This is a genomic window from Nostoc sp. UIC 10890 (assembly GCF_054786515.1).
The window spans coordinates 467494-482432 of the sequence record NZ_JBSGKF010000001.1 but is presented as its reverse complement, the minus strand read 5'-3'; the positions used below and the strand labels follow the sequence as shown (position 1 = coordinate 482432).

The 14939-nt window shown below is 42.0% G+C and carries 12 protein-coding genes and 1 pseudogene; 7 read left to right on the top strand and 6 right to left on the bottom strand.

Annotation, left to right across the window (positions count from 1 at the left end):
- Window positions 1-15 precede the first annotated feature (15 nt).
- Complete coding sequence (gene petA, locus ACWATR_RS02055) at window positions 16-1017, bottom strand: cytochrome f (RefSeq protein WP_460340146.1); 1002 nt, start codon at window positions 1015-1017, stop codon at window positions 16-18.
- A gap of 112 nt (window positions 1018-1129) precedes the next feature.
- Entirely contained in the window at window positions 1130-1669 is a 540-nt protein-coding gene (gene petC, locus ACWATR_RS02050; RefSeq protein WP_460329013.1) for a cytochrome b6-f complex iron-sulfur subunit, read from the bottom strand.
- Between the two features lie 229 nt (window positions 1670-1898).
- Between petC and ACWATR_RS02045 the strand changes: the two genes are divergently transcribed.
- Window positions 1899-2207: a DUF3067 family protein gene (locus tag ACWATR_RS02045; protein WP_460329011.1), complete on the top strand. Its 309-nt coding sequence runs from the start codon at window positions 1899-1901 to the stop codon at window positions 2205-2207.
- A gap of 72 nt (window positions 2208-2279) precedes the next feature.
- Here ACWATR_RS02045 and ACWATR_RS02040 read toward each other — a convergent pair whose 3' ends face one another.
- Both ACWATR_RS02040 and tatC read right to left on the bottom strand, forming a co-directional pair.
- Window positions 2280-2612, bottom strand: a complete 333-nt coding sequence (locus ACWATR_RS02040) for a tRNA-binding protein (RefSeq protein ID WP_181929779.1) — start codon at window positions 2610-2612, stop codon at window positions 2280-2282.
- A 73-nt stretch (window positions 2613-2685) separates the two neighbouring features.
- On the bottom strand, window positions 2686-3480 hold the full coding sequence (tatC, locus tag ACWATR_RS02035; RefSeq protein WP_181929780.1) for a twin-arginine translocase subunit TatC: 795 nt from the start codon (window positions 3478-3480) through the stop codon (window positions 2686-2688).
- 384 nt (window positions 3481-3864) lie between these two features.
- Here tatC and ACWATR_RS02030 point away from each other — a divergent pair, with 384 nt between their 5' ends.
- From ACWATR_RS02030 to ACWATR_RS02020, 3 genes are all read left to right on the top strand, one after another.
- The gene (locus tag ACWATR_RS02030; RefSeq protein WP_460329008.1) at window positions 3865-4095 is read left to right on the top strand and encodes a hypothetical protein; all 231 of its coding nucleotides are present in this window, start codon (window positions 3865-3867) and stop codon (window positions 4093-4095) included.
- A gap of 34 nt (window positions 4096-4129) precedes the next feature.
- A complete protein-coding gene (locus ACWATR_RS02025) occupies window positions 4130-4987 on the top strand; it encodes an SDR family NAD(P)-dependent oxidoreductase (protein WP_460329006.1) in 858 nt (285 codons plus the stop codon).
- A 190-nt stretch (window positions 4988-5177) separates the two neighbouring features.
- Window positions 5178-5315, top strand: coding sequence for a hypothetical protein (locus ACWATR_RS02020; protein WP_460329004.1), 138 nt, complete (start codon window positions 5178-5180; stop codon window positions 5313-5315).
- A 260-nt stretch (window positions 5316-5575) separates the two neighbouring features.
- Here the strand turns inward: ACWATR_RS02020 and ACWATR_RS02015 are convergent, their stop codons facing one another.
- On the bottom strand, window positions 5576-5827 hold the full coding sequence (locus ACWATR_RS02015) for a hypothetical protein (protein WP_460329001.1): 252 nt from the start codon (window positions 5825-5827) through the stop codon (window positions 5576-5578).
- A gap of 564 nt (window positions 5828-6391) precedes the next feature.
- Between ACWATR_RS02015 and ACWATR_RS02010 the strand changes: the two genes are divergently transcribed.
- The gene (locus tag ACWATR_RS02010) at window positions 6392-10657 is read left to right on the top strand and encodes a PAS domain S-box protein (protein ID WP_460328998.1); all 4266 of its coding nucleotides are present in this window, start codon (window positions 6392-6394) and stop codon (window positions 10655-10657) included.
- Between the two features lie 210 nt (window positions 10658-10867).
- Window positions 10868-11251 carry a protein tyrosine phosphatase family protein gene (locus tag ACWATR_RS02005; protein ID WP_460328995.1) on the top strand — a complete coding sequence of 128 codons (384 nt, stop codon included), beginning with the start codon at window positions 10868-10870 and terminating at the stop codon, window positions 11249-11251.
- A 261-nt stretch (window positions 11252-11512) separates the two neighbouring features.
- Here the strand turns inward: ACWATR_RS02005 and ACWATR_RS02000 are convergent.
- Window positions 11513-11713 (bottom strand): annotated as a pseudogene (locus ACWATR_RS02000) (HetP family heterocyst commitment protein); the annotation flags it as partial.
- A gap of 705 nt (window positions 11714-12418) precedes the next feature.
- Here ACWATR_RS02000 and ACWATR_RS01995 point away from each other — a divergent pair.
- The gene (locus ACWATR_RS01995) at window positions 12419-14830 is read left to right on the top strand and encodes a sucrose synthase (RefSeq protein ID WP_460328992.1); all 2412 of its coding nucleotides are present in this window, start codon (window positions 12419-12421) and stop codon (window positions 14828-14830) included.
- Window positions 14831-14939 lie beyond the last annotated feature (109 nt).

Genomic DNA, 14939 nt, shown 5'->3' with positions numbered 1-14939 from the left:
GATTTAGCAAAGAATTTAGAAATTCATCTCAGCAGCTTGAACTTTCTCAACCTGCTTCTTCTTCAGCACAAGCATAACTTGAGCCAACATTACAAGAGCGGTGAATGCAATCATCCATTTGACTCTGGAAGCGTCTTGTAATACGATTTCTGCATCTATTTGACCGAATCCACCGACGTTCGGGTTGCTGGTCAAAGCATCACCAGTCTTAACTGCTTGCCCTTCGGAAACAAGTAGGTCTGGCCCTAAAGGAATCGTATCAACGACAACATCACCCGATTCAGGTTGGATGCTTACTAAATATTTAACGTTACCGTCTCCATCTTCCTCTTTGGCAATCTTGGTAATTGTGCCAGTAGCGGAAGCGTTGTAAACAGCGTTATTGCTCTTTTCGCCTGTGGGATAAACTTGTCCGCGTCCCCGATTACCACCTACGTGAACTGAATATTTACCGAAGTGGATGTTTTTGTCGGTTGCGGGGTTAGGAGAAAGAACTGGGAAGACGATTTCCTGATACTGTTCGCCAGGTAAAGGGCCGACGATGACGACGTTATCTTTGCCTTCGCTGTAGGGTTGGTAGAATGTGTCGCCAACTTCTTCTTTAAGTTCTTCGGAAAGACGGTCTTCAGGAGCAATCTTAAAGCCTTCGGGTAGCATCAGTACTGCACCTACGTTCAAGCCAACCTTAGAACCATCGGCACCAACTTGCTGGGCGCTTAGATCGTAGGGGATTTTCACCACAGCTTTGAATACAGTGTCAGGTAGCACCGATTGGGGAACTTCCACTTCTGTAACCTTGGCGGCTAGGTGACAGTTAGCACAAACAATTCGCCCTGTTGGTTCGCGGGGGGTTTCGGGATAGGTTTGCTGCGCCCAAAAGGGATAGGCGGCAGCTGATTGGGGAAGGGCTAGATCGCTGGTGAAGTAAAATGTCACAGTAGCGATCGCTATGAGCAATGTTTTTACAATCGCTCTAGCACTGCGAGTTAACCTCGCTGTTAGGAAAACATTTCTCATCTCTATAAGGGCGACAATTGAATTAGTCATTAGTCATTAGTCATTGGTCATTAGTCATTAGTCATTAAGCCCTGAACGAAGGACAAATGACTAAGGACTAAGGACAAAATTATTAACCCCACCAAGGTGCATCACCGGTGCGGAAGTCGGTTTCAGTCCAAGGGGTTAAAACGATTTTGTCGTCGTTGACGCTGGTATGGGCTAGAGCCAGAGACAGAGGTGCTGGGCCCCGAATCACCTTACCAGTTTCGTCATACTGGGAACCATGACAAGGACATTTAAATTTGTTCTCAGCAACGTTCCAAGGGACGACACAACCTAAGTGGGTGCAGATGGCGTTAATGCCATAATCTTTGATCGCTTCTTTGCTGTCTACCACAATATAGGTAGGATCTCCCTTTAGTCCTTGGACTAGGTTGCGATCGCCTGCATTCCGGTTTTCTAGGAATTTAGCGACGCTAACATCGTTACCTAGCTCATCTTTTGCCGTTGTACCGCCACCAGCGCCACCGGTTGCGGGTGGAATAAAGTAGTTGACAACGGGATACAATGCACCCAGAGCTACTCCAGTGACAGTCCCAAAAGTGAGCAGATTCATGAACTGACGACGCCCCATATCGGGCACGTCTGCTGATTCAGAAAATTGAGCCATAATCTACGCGCTCTTTGTGTATTTTGTTAAGCATTTTGACAAAAGTACTAGTACTTGAGGAACTCTTGTCTAAGTCGAAATGCTAGCGCTCACAACGATGCCATACTTCTTTGTTCCAAGATATAAAAAGCATCTTTTCTGTTAGCATTACATTTCTTTATATCCTTATCATACTGGAGTCACGGAACTTAACATCATAACTAAATGTAAAATCTGATTGAGAAAAGCTATGACAGGACAGGAATTACGCCAGATGTTGCTTGAGAAGTGGGGATATTCTTACGATGTCCAGTTCCGGCGGGCACAGGGAAAGATATTTTTGCAAGTCATGTGGAAATATCTGGAGCAAGCTTCTTTTCCCTTGAGCGAGGCAGAGTACCAAGAACATCTCGATAGCATTGCCAATTATCTTCATGCCTTGGGTGGGTCAACACAGGTACAAACTTTTATTGCCCAAACACGCGATCGCCCCCGGCTCGGCAAGGCTGTTAGCATTCCTCTAGATTTGGGTGAACGTACTTCGGAATGGATATTATGACCTGCTATTGCATTAATGTTAATAAATTTCTGAATATTTACAGTATTTTTATCCCAAAAATACCATAGTATGCTACAGAATTCTTTTGCCCACTGCTACATCTCTATCTGGCTGAATTAATACAACTTCTCCATCGTCTAGCACTACTCCCAAGACTAAAACTTCCGAAATAAAATCGGCAATTTGACGGGGTGGAAAGTTAGTAACAGCTAATATTAATCTGTTGATTAATTCCTCTTGCTCATAAAGTTTAGTAATTTGGGCACTAGATTTTTTAATGCCCAAATTACCAAAATCTATCCACAATTTATAAGCTGGTTTTTTTGCTTTAGGAAACTCTTCAACTTTGATGACTTTGCCAACATGAATCTCAATTTTTTCAAAGTCACTATAACTACTAAACATTTGGTCAAAAACTAAGCACGAACATCTTTTTAGCTATTCCCTGTAACCTGTAACCTGTAACCTATTCCATCTGTTATTTACCTGTGAGCTTCACCAGTCCAACACCACCGAAATAAAGCCCTAAAACTGCTCCAGCTAAAAGACTTTGAGTCAGGGGGTCAGTAGAAGGTGTAAGGACGGCTCCTAAAACCACTGCTCCCATAATTACGTAACGCCAACCAGAAATCATGCGTTCAGACGAGACAATGTTCAAATTACCGAGCAAAAGTTGGATGATGGGAATTTGAAATGCTAAACCAGTGCTGAATAACAGTAGCAGCACAAATTCAAAATATTTATCAATTGACCAAAGTTGTTCGACTACATCTGCTCCGTAGCTGATGAAAAAGTTCAAAGCTGCGGGGATAAGAAGTAAATAGGCAAATATTAACCCCGCCCCAAATAACACACTTGAACCCAAAACCACAGGCCCTAGTAAACGGCGTTCGCGGCGAGTCAGCCCTGGAACTACAAACTGGATAATCTGGTAAAGAATGAAAGGACTAGAAAGTATCAAGCCAGTGTAGGCTGCAACTTTGAGGGAGACAAAGAAATATTCTCCGGGTGCAAGTTGGAGAAACTTTACTCCTTGTGCTGGAACCTCAAGTAGCTGGACAATTGGCTTAACGGCAAAGAAACAGCCGATAATGCCCACTGCTACAGCAATCAGCGAATAGAAAATCCGCAGTCGCAACTCTTCTAGGTGGTCGAAAAGGGACATTTCGATTTCACCTGGCAACTCATCAAGAGGATCGTTGTCTGAGTTGCCATATCCTTCTGAATCGAGATTGGGAACGTTTACAGTATCTACGTCTTGTGAAGGAGTCATGAGTCAGCTAGTAGGCAACATTTATAATTGAGTGATTGCTGAGTGAGGAGTAATTGTTTTTTGTGAGCAGTATTTTAACTCAGCACTCTTCATTATTTTATCTGGGGAATGCAGCTACCTAAGATATGTTTTTGGGTGCTGTGGGTTTTTTGTCCTGTTTTTTGGGCTTGCATCTGCATAAGTTAGTAGGAAGCCATCTTGTAGGCAATGCCTAACCTAAAAAAGGGTGGAACCGATAATTTAAAAATCACGTCTCTGCGGCTAGTAGCGCTGAGTAAATTCACACAACATCAACATATAATACTCAGTTTTGAAAATCCGGTTCATCAAGGTGGCATCTCATCTATACATAGCGCAATCGGAAATTTTTAGCTGAGGTTGGGTATGAACCGGACAATTTGCATTGCCCTGATGGCATTGCCTATTTATTTATACAATGTTGAGCTAAGTACTACAAGTCGTAGTGACGTGCCAATTGTCAAAAACCAGTTTCCCATAATAACTGCTTTAATTGCTTACAGTACAAATTCTCAGTCATACATTTTGCCGTGGCAAATATTGGCTAGAGATGACCAAACCGAAGATTGCCTTCGTGCTGGCATTTGCAAGGATTGATAAAAGAAGGCAGTCCCATTATCAAAGAAAATTAATGGTTGTAAAAAATCAACGTACAGTAGTGGTTACAGGAGCCTCAACAGGAATTGGTCAGGCGTGTGCTTTGCTTTTAGACCAGTTGGGCTTTTCTGTTTTTGCTGGCGTGCGTCAAGATATTGATGCTCAAACACTGAAACAAAAGGGATCACAAAGGCTCATTCCGATTTTTTTAGATGTTACCGACGCTGAATCGATCGCAGCTGCGGTTGATACGGTAACAAATGCAGTCGGTGGTGCGGGGATTTTAGGTTTAGTTAATAATGCCGGAATTGCCGTCCCTGGCCCCTTAGAATTATTAGCGATCGCAGAATTTCAACAACAAATGCTCGTGAATGTCACCGGACAATTAGCAGTGACCCAAGGATTTCTTGGTCTATTACGCCAAAGTCGGGGTCGAATTGTCAATATGGGTTCCATCGCTGGTAGAAGTCCTGCGCCGTTCATGGGAGCTTATAATGCGTCAAAATTTGCCCTCGTTGCACTCACTGATGTGATGCGGATGGAATTACGACCTTGGGGAATCTCAGTTTCTATTATCGAACCTGGTGCGATCGCTACTCCAATCTGGGAAAAGTCCCTAAGTCAATCTGAAATAGCACAGCAGGATCTACCACAATCGGCACAAAATCTTTATGGTCAGGCGATGAATATTGTACGTAAGAAAATGCAGATTCTCGCATCTAAAGGAATTTCTGCGGATATTGTCGCTCAGGCTGTTGTTCACGCGCTCACTGCAAAACAACCCAAAACACGCTATCTCGTTGGACAAGATGCCAAACTTGGAGCTGTGCTGAAGCACATTTTGCCCGATCATCTGCATGACCGGATAATTTTATACTCAATGGGTTTGTAAATTACTTGTTTGTCAGTTCACAAGTACAGCACGGCGTAAATACAACCACCATCTTAGGACTTACGCATTGACGCCAAATAGAAAGCATACAGGGCTTGAAAAACCATATCTGTCGTAGGGGCACAGCATTGCTCATTGGTGTCAACTTAACCCGAAAGCCTGTCTAGAAAAAGCTTTTAGATATTGTCTCGTGTCTCGTTCCCAGTCTCCGGCTGGGAATGCCATCTTAGAGGCTCCGCCTCCCTTGCTGGCGGCAGAGCCGCCAAGAGCAGCATTTCCAGCCCAGAGGCTGGAAACGAGATTTGAAAAGGCTTTTAGCTTAAGTTGACACCTATGAGCAATGCTGTGCCCCTACAGCGCGGGTTTACCGATCATCAAAGAACAATTAATAAAGGCATGAAACGACCTATTTTCGTAAATACATACCATGATTAATTTGTACAGTGCATAAGTCCTATAATCATTCTTTTCGGCTGATATTTGTGTCAGTTAATACTTAATTAGTGGGCTACAGCTTCGCATTCTATGGCAATTTATTACTGAAATCAAGAAAAAATAATTATACTAACCTATTCCAGCTAATTGGTATTAGGTAGACAACTCTTCTTGCCCTATCCATTCAGTGATAGATTGCCATTGGCTTACGTAAACAGTGGTATTTCTACGTTTTTCTTTTTGAGCTTTTTTAGGTAGTTTTCCCATAACAGCATCGGCGAACGAGCTAGATTCATTCCATTTATAAATAGGCATCTCTTGCCAGCATTGGCGACAAAACCAGTAAGTTTCTGCACCGCGTATATGTTCTAAAAGTACGCTTGAACAGCAAGGACAGTAATTCATATTTTTCTCAAATCCTGTGAATAAAAGTGTTATTGCAAATTAGGGAGCCAGTTGAGAAGCCCGTAGATATCTAAAACAATCTGTCTATATTTTGACTATAGTCTTTGAATATGAGGAACTTGTGAGGAAAGTTAAAATACTTAATATTTCTACAAAACTTATACACACTTCTTAAGTAATACTCTCAGGCTTATTGATCTATCTCTTCACAAGATCCTCAAATTATTTTTCGTATCATCGATTAATTTCAAAGATTTCATCCTAACAAGACTATGAATTAAGGTAATCTCTTTAGATAACAGATCATCTATCTCTAATTTGACAATAGAATGAGTTTGGCGACTCTAAAAGTCTATCTACTTCCTGGTTTAGTTACTAACTTGTTCTATATACCCTGTATTTAGTCTTATAAGATTTACAGGGCAGATTTATCAATATAAGTGATTTATTCTCTATTAGAGCCGAATAGTTCCCTATTTTCAACAATTTACTTCTTCTAGCGAACGCTAGCTTCTACTAGTTTGTCCTGATATCAAAAAGATCATTAGAATTGACAAATTAACCATGCGATTCAACGATCAACTGATTAACTTACCTAGCTTAAATCATGTTATTAATCGTTCTCCATTAACGATTAGCCCTGATAGTTTTGTAATTGAAGCTATTATCTTGATGAGTCAGGAAAGATGTAGTAATTATGCACCTACAAGCTTCAACTTTTCATTGGATTTAAACCGCAGAAATCAAACATTAACTGGTTGTGTCTTGGTTTTGGAGAGAGGGAAATTATTAGGCATTTTTACTGAAAAAGATGTAATTAGTCTTATAGCTTCGGGAATAAACTTATCCACGATGACAATGGCTGAAGTGATGACACAGCCAGTAGCTACCCTTATAGAATCAGATTCTCAAGATATTTTCACCGCTTTATCGTTATTGCGTCAGCATCAAACTCACTATTTGCCCGTTTTGGACGATCGCGGGCAAGTGCTAGGAATTATTACCCAGACTAGCTTGCTACAAGCCTTTGACCTGATCAAAATGGTTGGGGTGGTTGACGGTTTACAGCAATTTTTACAAAAACCCACAGATGAATTCCAGCAGGTTAATCAGCCAATTGAGATAGAGCAAGTCCGCTGCCAAACTCAAAATAACTTAAAACTATGGGTTGAGGCTCAATCGGCTGAAATCATGGAAGTTAATCAGGAACTTCAGCAAGCTCTTGAAGAACTCCAGGTAGTGGAAGAAGAACTGCGCGAACAAAACGAAGAGTTAGCCGTTGCCCGTGAGCTAGTAGAATTGGAACGAGAGCGTTACCAAGATTTGTTTGAGTTCGCTCCAGATGCTTACTTGGTAACTGATGCCGCAGGAATTATCCAAGAAGCTAACCAAGCAGCAGCAAAGTTGCTGGCTGTCCGCCAAAAATATTTGGTAAATAAACCATTAATTTTATTTATTGCTCGCCAAGATCACCAGACTTTTACTACCCGACTGAATAATTGGCAGCAGCTACAGGAATGGGAAGTTTACCTAAAACCACGGGGAGGTAGAATTTTCCTGGCTAGCATTAGAGCCGCTGCCATGTACGATTCAGACGGGGATCTTGTTGGTTGGCGCTGGTTAATTTGCAATATTAGCGAACGCCAACAGGCAAAGAAAGCACTGCGCCAAGCTTACGAGGAATTAGAAAAACGAGTGGCGGAACGGACAGCAGAACTTGTCATGTCCAACGTTCTGTTGCAACAAGAAATTACCGAACGCCAACGCGTAGAAGTTGCATTACGACACAGCGAAAACCTCTATCGCCAACTCGTGGAAAGTCAAACTGACATAATTATCCGCGTTAATTTGCAAGGGCAGATTACCTTTGCCAATGTGACTGCTTGTCAAACCTTCGGCTGGAAAGAAGATGAGTTTTGTGGACAGTCATTTTTCCAGTTTATTTATCCAGATGACTTGCCTAAAGCGATGGAAGATATGGTAATTTTAGAATCTTCATTCCATCCCTTGACTAATCTTGAGCGACGTGCATTGACCGTCAATGGTATCCGCTGGTTTCAATGGAATGCGATCGCAATTCGTGATGAAAAAGGAGAGGTTGTTGAAATTCAAGGGGTAGGTAGAGATATTACCGAACAGCAAGCCACGCTACACGAACGCCAACTTGCCGAAGCAGCACTGCGCCAAAGTGAGGAGAAATTTCGCAGTTTTGCCAAACACACCCACGCAATGATCTGGATTGGTAGCCCAGATTCATTTCATCCTTTGTACATTAGTCCTGCTTATGAGAAGATTTGGGGTCGTTCTTCCCAGCATTTATTTGAGCAGCCAGACTCCTGGATAGACAACGTTCATCCAGACGATCGCGATCGCGCCACCCAATCAATTGAGCAACTGCTTAGTGGTAGTCAAACTACTTCAGCAGAATATCGGATTTTGCGACCTGATGGATCAGTGCGCTGGATTTGGAATCGGGGCTTTGCTGTCTATGATGACCAAGGAAAAATTAACTATTATGGTGGCATTGCCGAAGATATCACAGAGCGTAAACTGGCAGAAGAGTCACTGCGCCAGAGTGAGGAGAAATTTCGCACTTTTGCCGAAAATACCCACGCAGTTATCTGGATTGCCAGCACAGATTCATTCCAAACCTTATATGTTAGTCCTGCCTATGAGAAGATTTGGGGTCGCTCTTGCCAAAGTCTATTGGAGCAACCTGAGTTATGGATAGACACCGTTCATCCAGACGATCGCGATCGCTTAACCTTTACAGCAAAGCAACAGCTTGTTAGTGAGTCGGTTTCAATAGAATATCGAATTTTGCGATCTGATGGATCGATGCGCTGGATCTGGGATCGAGGCTTTGCTATCTATGATAACCAAGGAAAAGTTCAGTACTATGGTGGCATTGCCGAAGATATCACTGAGCGCAAACTGTCCGAAGAGTCACTGCAAAAAAGTGAAGCGCGATTGAGTTTAGCTACCGAAGCAGCCCAAATGGGTATATGGGATCGGAACCTGATCGCCAATACTTGTATTTGGTCTGCCAATATGGGGCCACTTTATGGTCTGCCGAGCGACACTTTGTGTCCAACCTTTGAAGACTATTTCAATTTCATCCATCCAGAAGACCACGAATCTGTGGCTGCGAATATCGCTCGGATGATTGAGCAAGGAAAAGGATCTACAGAGTATCGAGTTATCTGGCCCGACGGCAGTTTGCACTGGTTAAACTGCAAAGGTCAAGTCTACTATAACGAACTCGGTCAGCCGATTCGGATGATCGGCACAAATCGGGATGTCACAGAGCGCAAGCTAGCGGAACAAAAAATCTTTGAACAAGCCGCTCTAATTGATATTGCCACCGATGCCATCTTAGTTCGAGATTTCCAATCTCAAATCTTATTCTGGAATCAAGGTGCAGAGCGGATGTACGGTTGGCTGTCTACAGAGGTTATAGGAAAAGATATCCAGGAGATTTTATATCCAGCAGGAACTCAGCAGCAACAAGAAGAACCGCTAAAAAGCGTAATTGAGAGTGGCTCGTGGCAAGGTGAGTTACATAAAATTACAAAATCCGGTCAAAAAATTATTGTGGAAAGCCGCTGGACATTGATGCGCGATGCTGCGGGAGAACCCAAATCTATCCTGACTGTTGATACTGACATCACCCAAAAGAAACAACTCGAAGAACAGTTTTTTCGTACCCAGCGATTGGAAAGCCTTGGTATCCTTGCAGGTGGTATTGCCCACGACTTGAACAATGTATTGACACCAATTTTGGCAGCGGCTCAATTGGTACAGGGAAAATTTTTCCAAGACGAGGAGCATTCTGGGCAACTGCTAGCACTTGTAGAAAGCAATGCCAGACGCGGAGCAGCTTTAGTAAAGCAAGTCTTGTCTTTTGCGCGAGGATATAAAGGAGAGCGGACAATTATCCAAATCGAGTACCTGATTTCAGAAATTATCCAAATTGCTCAACAGACATTTCCCAAATCGATTGAATTTTCCACAGTTATTCCAGAAGACATTTGGGCGATCGCTGGGGACACTACACAACTGCATCAAGTGCTGATGAATCTGGCAGTAAATGCCCGCGATGCTTTGCCAGATGGCGGTAAAATCAAAATTTCTGCGGAAAATAAGTTTATTGATGAAGCTTATGCCGGGATGAATCTCGATGCCAAAGTCGGGCATTATATTGTGATTACCGTCGCCGATAACGGAATTGGCATACCACCAGCAATATTAGATAGAATTTTTGAGCCATTTTTCACCACAAAAGAAGTCAATGCAGGTACGGGACTCGGCCTTTCAACAGTGCTGGGTATTATTAGAAGCCACGATGGTTTTATCAAAGTGTCTAGCAATGTTGGTAAAGGCAGCAAATTTAACCTGTTCTTACCAGCTGTGGAAGCAATCCAAGAGTTCAAGATAGAAGAGATGGAACTGCTCCCAGGACAGGGAGAATTGATTTTAGTTGTAGATGATGAAGCGCAAATTCGGGAGATTGCCACAATCATCTTAGAAAACCATAACTATAAGATACTGGCAGCCAGTAATGGCATAGAAGCGATCGCACTTTATGCCCAACACAAGCATCAAATCAATGCTGTATTGATGGATATAATGATGCCGGAGATGGACGGAATTACCGCTATTCGCACCTTGAAAAAAATGAACAGCCAGGTTCAAATTATTGCCTGTAGCGGATTGAACTCAATGGAGGTGTTTGCTCAAGCCACTGATGCTAATGTGCAAGCAGTTTTATCAAAACCCTATACCGCCAGAGAATTATTGAGCAGTTTACACCACTTATTCAGAGGGTAGTGGGTAGTGCTGAGTGCTGTTAGCGGTAGCGGTAGCGGGGCGTTGAGCCAGTGCTGAGTGGGAAATCTCCCTTCTTTACTCGGAACTGTTTTACCCAATGACAAATGACAAATGACAAATGACAAATGACAAATCCCTCACAAGTTCCTCAAATTGTTTTCCTAACATTAGAATGTGGGCAACGTCGGCAAAATGGGGTTAATCCGGCTGATGAATATTGTTAGGAAAATTAATGATGAGTTAGCGATCGCAGGGCAAATTACACTAGATCAGCTAAAACAAATAGCTGATGAGGGTTATAAATCTGTACTTAATCTACGTTTGCCCGACGAAACAGGCTTACTGGTTGATGAACAGGAGAAGACTGAGCTTTTGGGATTGTACTACGTTAATCTCCCAACTAAATCTGAAGATATTAATAATCAAGATACGCTCCAAATATATCAGACCATCATTGAATTACCCAAGCCAATTCTGATACATTGTGATAATTCAATTCGTTCAGCCGCAATAGTATTGTTGTATATCGCCATCAAACAGGGCATAACATTTGAAAAAGCACTAGAAAAAATTATTAGCTTAGGTTTAATATAAATAATTCGTAATTTTTGAGTTTAACAGATTGCGGAAATTCCCACCTTGTTTGCGTTCGCGCAGCGTGTCGCAGACAGAAGCTAACGCGAACAATGTACTAATACCAATTTGAAAAAGAGAATGCGACAAATAGACCATTTGTAGAGACGCGATTCATCGCGTCTTTACCCAAGGATGTCTTGCAATCATTAATTGAATGGGTATAACAAGGTGGGGATTGATTGTGAGTGGGTGATGACGATTGCATCGAGCAAGACATCATAACTGGCTATTGTCTTTCATTAAACGGCTGTAAGTTCGTTGGGGAATAAAGTGGAGTGGATTGTAACCAACGAAACGCAAAATCAGTACACAAGCCCAAGAATATCGTCCATCGGTAATGGCTTCCATAACCTGCTCTAATTGTTCTGGACTAATGGCTTTGTGAAAATTTTTCTGAGAAGAAGAAATGTGGTAGTTCATAGCTAACCCTGATGTAAGTTATCTAAATCGAGGTGTATCAGTTTATTCCACCATATTCTGTTTTCTGAATTGGCTTGAGCAATATATCTGCAATACAACGACGACGGATGATAATTTTGGCAGTGACTATATTGATTAGCCTTTAATCTGCTTACATTTGGTTTGTTTATGCTACAACTTGCTGGATTTAATTTATTTCAGGGCTTACGCAAACAATAGCCGAAAAGAATGATTTTCAGGTAGGGGCAATTCATGAATTGCTCCTACAGCATATAGTTTTGCGTAATTCCTATATTTATAGGATGATGTTCTACTGGCGTTGGCGTAGCCCACCGAAGGTATCGCTCAAATTTTGCTGTATTGCTTAATCGGGAATAGTGTTTTATGCCTGATTGAGAACTAACTTATATACATAGAATAATCTGTCTTTGCTGCCACTTCAGCCAATTTGGCAGTTTTTTAAATTTGGGCATTGGGGAAAGACTTGCTAACACTTCCTCTCTGCTCAATAACTGCCTTTTTAGTACAATACCCTACACCCAATCTCCAATGCTCTAATACCATAGACTTACAGAGTTTCATCCCAGAGCTAGACGTAAAGATTCTTACAGTTATTTAGCATTATAGGGGAAATGTACCTCAGAGAACCGGAGACTGAAAAGAAAATGAGGTCGTGACCTAGCTAAATTTCTGGAATTCGTCATCATGTATGAACTAGTTCAAGCTGTCTTCAACGGTGATGAAAAAACTGCTCTACATCAGTTAATTTATGCGTTGAGTGTTTCAGGTAAGCGTTACTTCCTGAGAAATGAGATTTTGCAATCTTTTGCCGATTACTGTCATCAATCCCAAAAGCCAGCCTATTTTTACTACTCTTCTTCTGTTGGCAAACTGATACAGTACACCCACGAAATAATTCTCGAAGAGGAAAGTACTTGGTTTGTGATTCGACCCACAATTGCTAACCAAGAAGTTTGGAAATTGACAGCCGATTTGAGTCGGTTTGAGCAAATGACGCCTCAAGCGCTGTTAGATGTGAGAGATCGCTCAGTCAACCGCTACCAACCCCACATCCTCGAAATCGACCTCCGCCCCTTCTATGAAGGTTCCCCAAGAATCGACGACCCCAGAAATATAGGTCAAGGTTTAGCATTCCTCAACCGTTACCTGTGCAGTCAATTGTTGACTGACCCCCAATATTGGGTAGAAATGTTATTTCAAGCGTTACATGGACTGCAATACGATGGTATTCGCCTGTTGTTGAGCGATCGCATTCCTTCTGGTATTCAGTTAGCCAAACAAATTAAGCCAGCCCTCAAATTGCTGAATGAGCGATCGCCTGATGAACCTTATGAAAACTTCCGCTTTGAACTCCAAGACCTCGGCTTTGAGCCAGGTTGGGGTAACACTGCGGCGCGAGTCTCTGAAACCTTAGAACTTCTTGACCGACTTATTTACTCCCCAGAACCCGGCATTTTAGAAACATTTGTAGCCCGCGTCCCCGCCGTCTTTCGCGTCGTCCTCGTTTCCATCCACGGCTGGGTTGGACAGCAAGATGTTTTAGGAAGAGATGAAACACTCGGTCAAGTTATCTACGTCCTCGAACAAGCTCGCAGCTTAGAAAACGAACTGTGTGAACAAATTAAACTCGCTGGACTCGACCAGCTAGGCATTAAACCCCATGTAATTATTCTCACCCGGCTAATTCCTAACTGTGAAGGGACATTTTGTAATCTGCACTTAGAAAAAGTTGACGATACTGAAAATGCTTGGATATTGCGCGTTCCTTTTGGTGAATTCAATCCAGAAATCACGAATAATTGGATTTCTAAATTTGAGATTTGGCCTTATTTAGAACAATTTGCGGTAGATGCAGAAAAACAATTACTAGCTCAATTTAAAGTCAAACCTAATCTTATTATTGGTAACTACAGCGATGGCAATTTAGTAGCTTTTCTCCTATCTCGTCGGATGAAAGTAACTCAGTGTAACATTGCCCATTCTTTAGAAAAACCTAAATATCTATTTAGCAATTTATATTGGCAAGACTTAGAAGAAAAATATCATTTCTCGGCGCAATTTACCGCTGATTTGATTAGCATGAATGCAGCCGACTTTATCATCACATCATCTTATCAAGAAATTGTCGGCACACCTGATACTGTAGGTCAATACGAGTCGTATAAATGCTTTACAATGCCGCAGTTGTATCATGTGGTTGATGGCATTGATTTGTTTAGTCCTAAATTTAACTTAGTGCCGCCGGGAGTAAATGAAGATATTTTCTTTCCCTATAGTCAAAAAGAAAACCGAGATTCTCAGCTTGGTAAGCAAATCCACGACTTACTCTTTAGCCGCGAAGACCCCCAAATATTTGGTCATTTAGATTACCCTAACAAGCGACCAATCTTTGCCGTTGATACTATTACTTCAATCAAAAACCTCACTGGTTTAGCTGAATGCTTTGGTAAAAGTCAGGCGTTGCAAGAGCATTGTAACCTGATTCTTTTAAGCAGTAAACTACATCCACATGAAGCTATAAATATAGAAGAAGCAGAAGAAATTCAAAAACTCTACAACGTTATTGATCAATATAATCTTTATGGCAAGATTCGCTGGGTGGGAATGCGTATCCCTAGCAGCGAACTCGGCGAAGCCTACCGAGTAGTTGCAGATGCTCAGGGATTTTATGTCCATTTTGCCCGCTTTGAATCCTTCGGACGGAGTATTTTGGAAGCAATGATTTCCGGCTTGCCAACTTTCACTACTCAATTTGGCGGTTCTTTAGAAATTATCGAGAACCAAGAAAACGGATTTAATATTAATCCGACGAACTTAGAAGAAACAGCAAATCAAATTCTAGATTTCCTTGAAAAATGCGATGCTCATGGTGAATACTGGCACGAAGTTTCAGAATGGATGAGTCAGCGAATTCATCACAAATATAATTGGCATTTACATAGCAATCAATTATTACTACTGGCTAAAATGTTTAGTTTTTGGAACTTTGTTGCTCCCGAAAATAACGAAGCCAGAGATCGGTATATGGAAACCTTATTTCATCTCATTTATAAGCCCAGAGTCGAGAAGATTTTAGAAAAACATATAGGTGGGTGAGGGATTGGGGACTGGATTCATCCACCTCAAAGACTCATTCCCCATTCCCCCTTCCCCCTTCCCCATTCCCCATTCCCCCTTCCCCATTCCCCATTCCCCCTTCCCCAGT

Bases quoted from the DNA above. Each gene is read 5' to 3' on its own strand.
- ACWATR_RS02005 (WP_460328995.1), top strand. From the start codon at position 10,868: ATGAATATTGTTAGGAAAATTAATGATGAGTTAGCGATCGCAGGGCAA.
- ACWATR_RS02010 (WP_460328998.1), top strand. From the start codon at position 6,392: ATGCGATTCAACGATCAACTGATTAACTTACCTAGCTTAAATCATGTT.
- tatC (WP_181929780.1), bottom strand. From the start codon at position 3,480: ATGACTCCTTCACAAGACGTAGATACTGTAAACGTTCCCAATCTCGAT.
- ACWATR_RS02025 (WP_460329006.1), top strand. From the start codon at position 4,130: ATGGTTGTAAAAAATCAACGTACAGTAGTGGTTACAGGAGCCTCAACA.
- ACWATR_RS02030 (WP_460329008.1), top strand. From the start codon at position 3,865: ATGAACCGGACAATTTGCATTGCCCTGATGGCATTGCCTATTTATTTA.
- ACWATR_RS01995 (WP_460328992.1), top strand. From the start codon at position 12,419: ATGTATGAACTAGTTCAAGCTGTCTTCAACGGTGATGAAAAAACTGCT.
- ACWATR_RS02040 (WP_181929779.1), bottom strand. From the start codon at position 2,612: ATGTTTAGTAGTTATAGTGACTTTGAAAAAATTGAGATTCATGTTGGC.
- ACWATR_RS02015 (WP_460329001.1), bottom strand. From the start codon at position 5,827: ATGAATTACTGTCCTTGCTGTTCAAGCGTACTTTTAGAACATATACGC.
- ACWATR_RS02045 (WP_460329011.1), top strand. From the start codon at position 1,899: ATGACAGGACAGGAATTACGCCAGATGTTGCTTGAGAAGTGGGGATAT.
- petC (WP_460329013.1), bottom strand. From the start codon at position 1,669: ATGGCTCAATTTTCTGAATCAGCAGACGTGCCCGATATGGGGCGTCGT.
- petA (WP_460340146.1), bottom strand. From the start codon at position 1,017: ATGAGAAATGTTTTCCTAACAGCGAGGTTAACTCGCAGTGCTAGAGCG.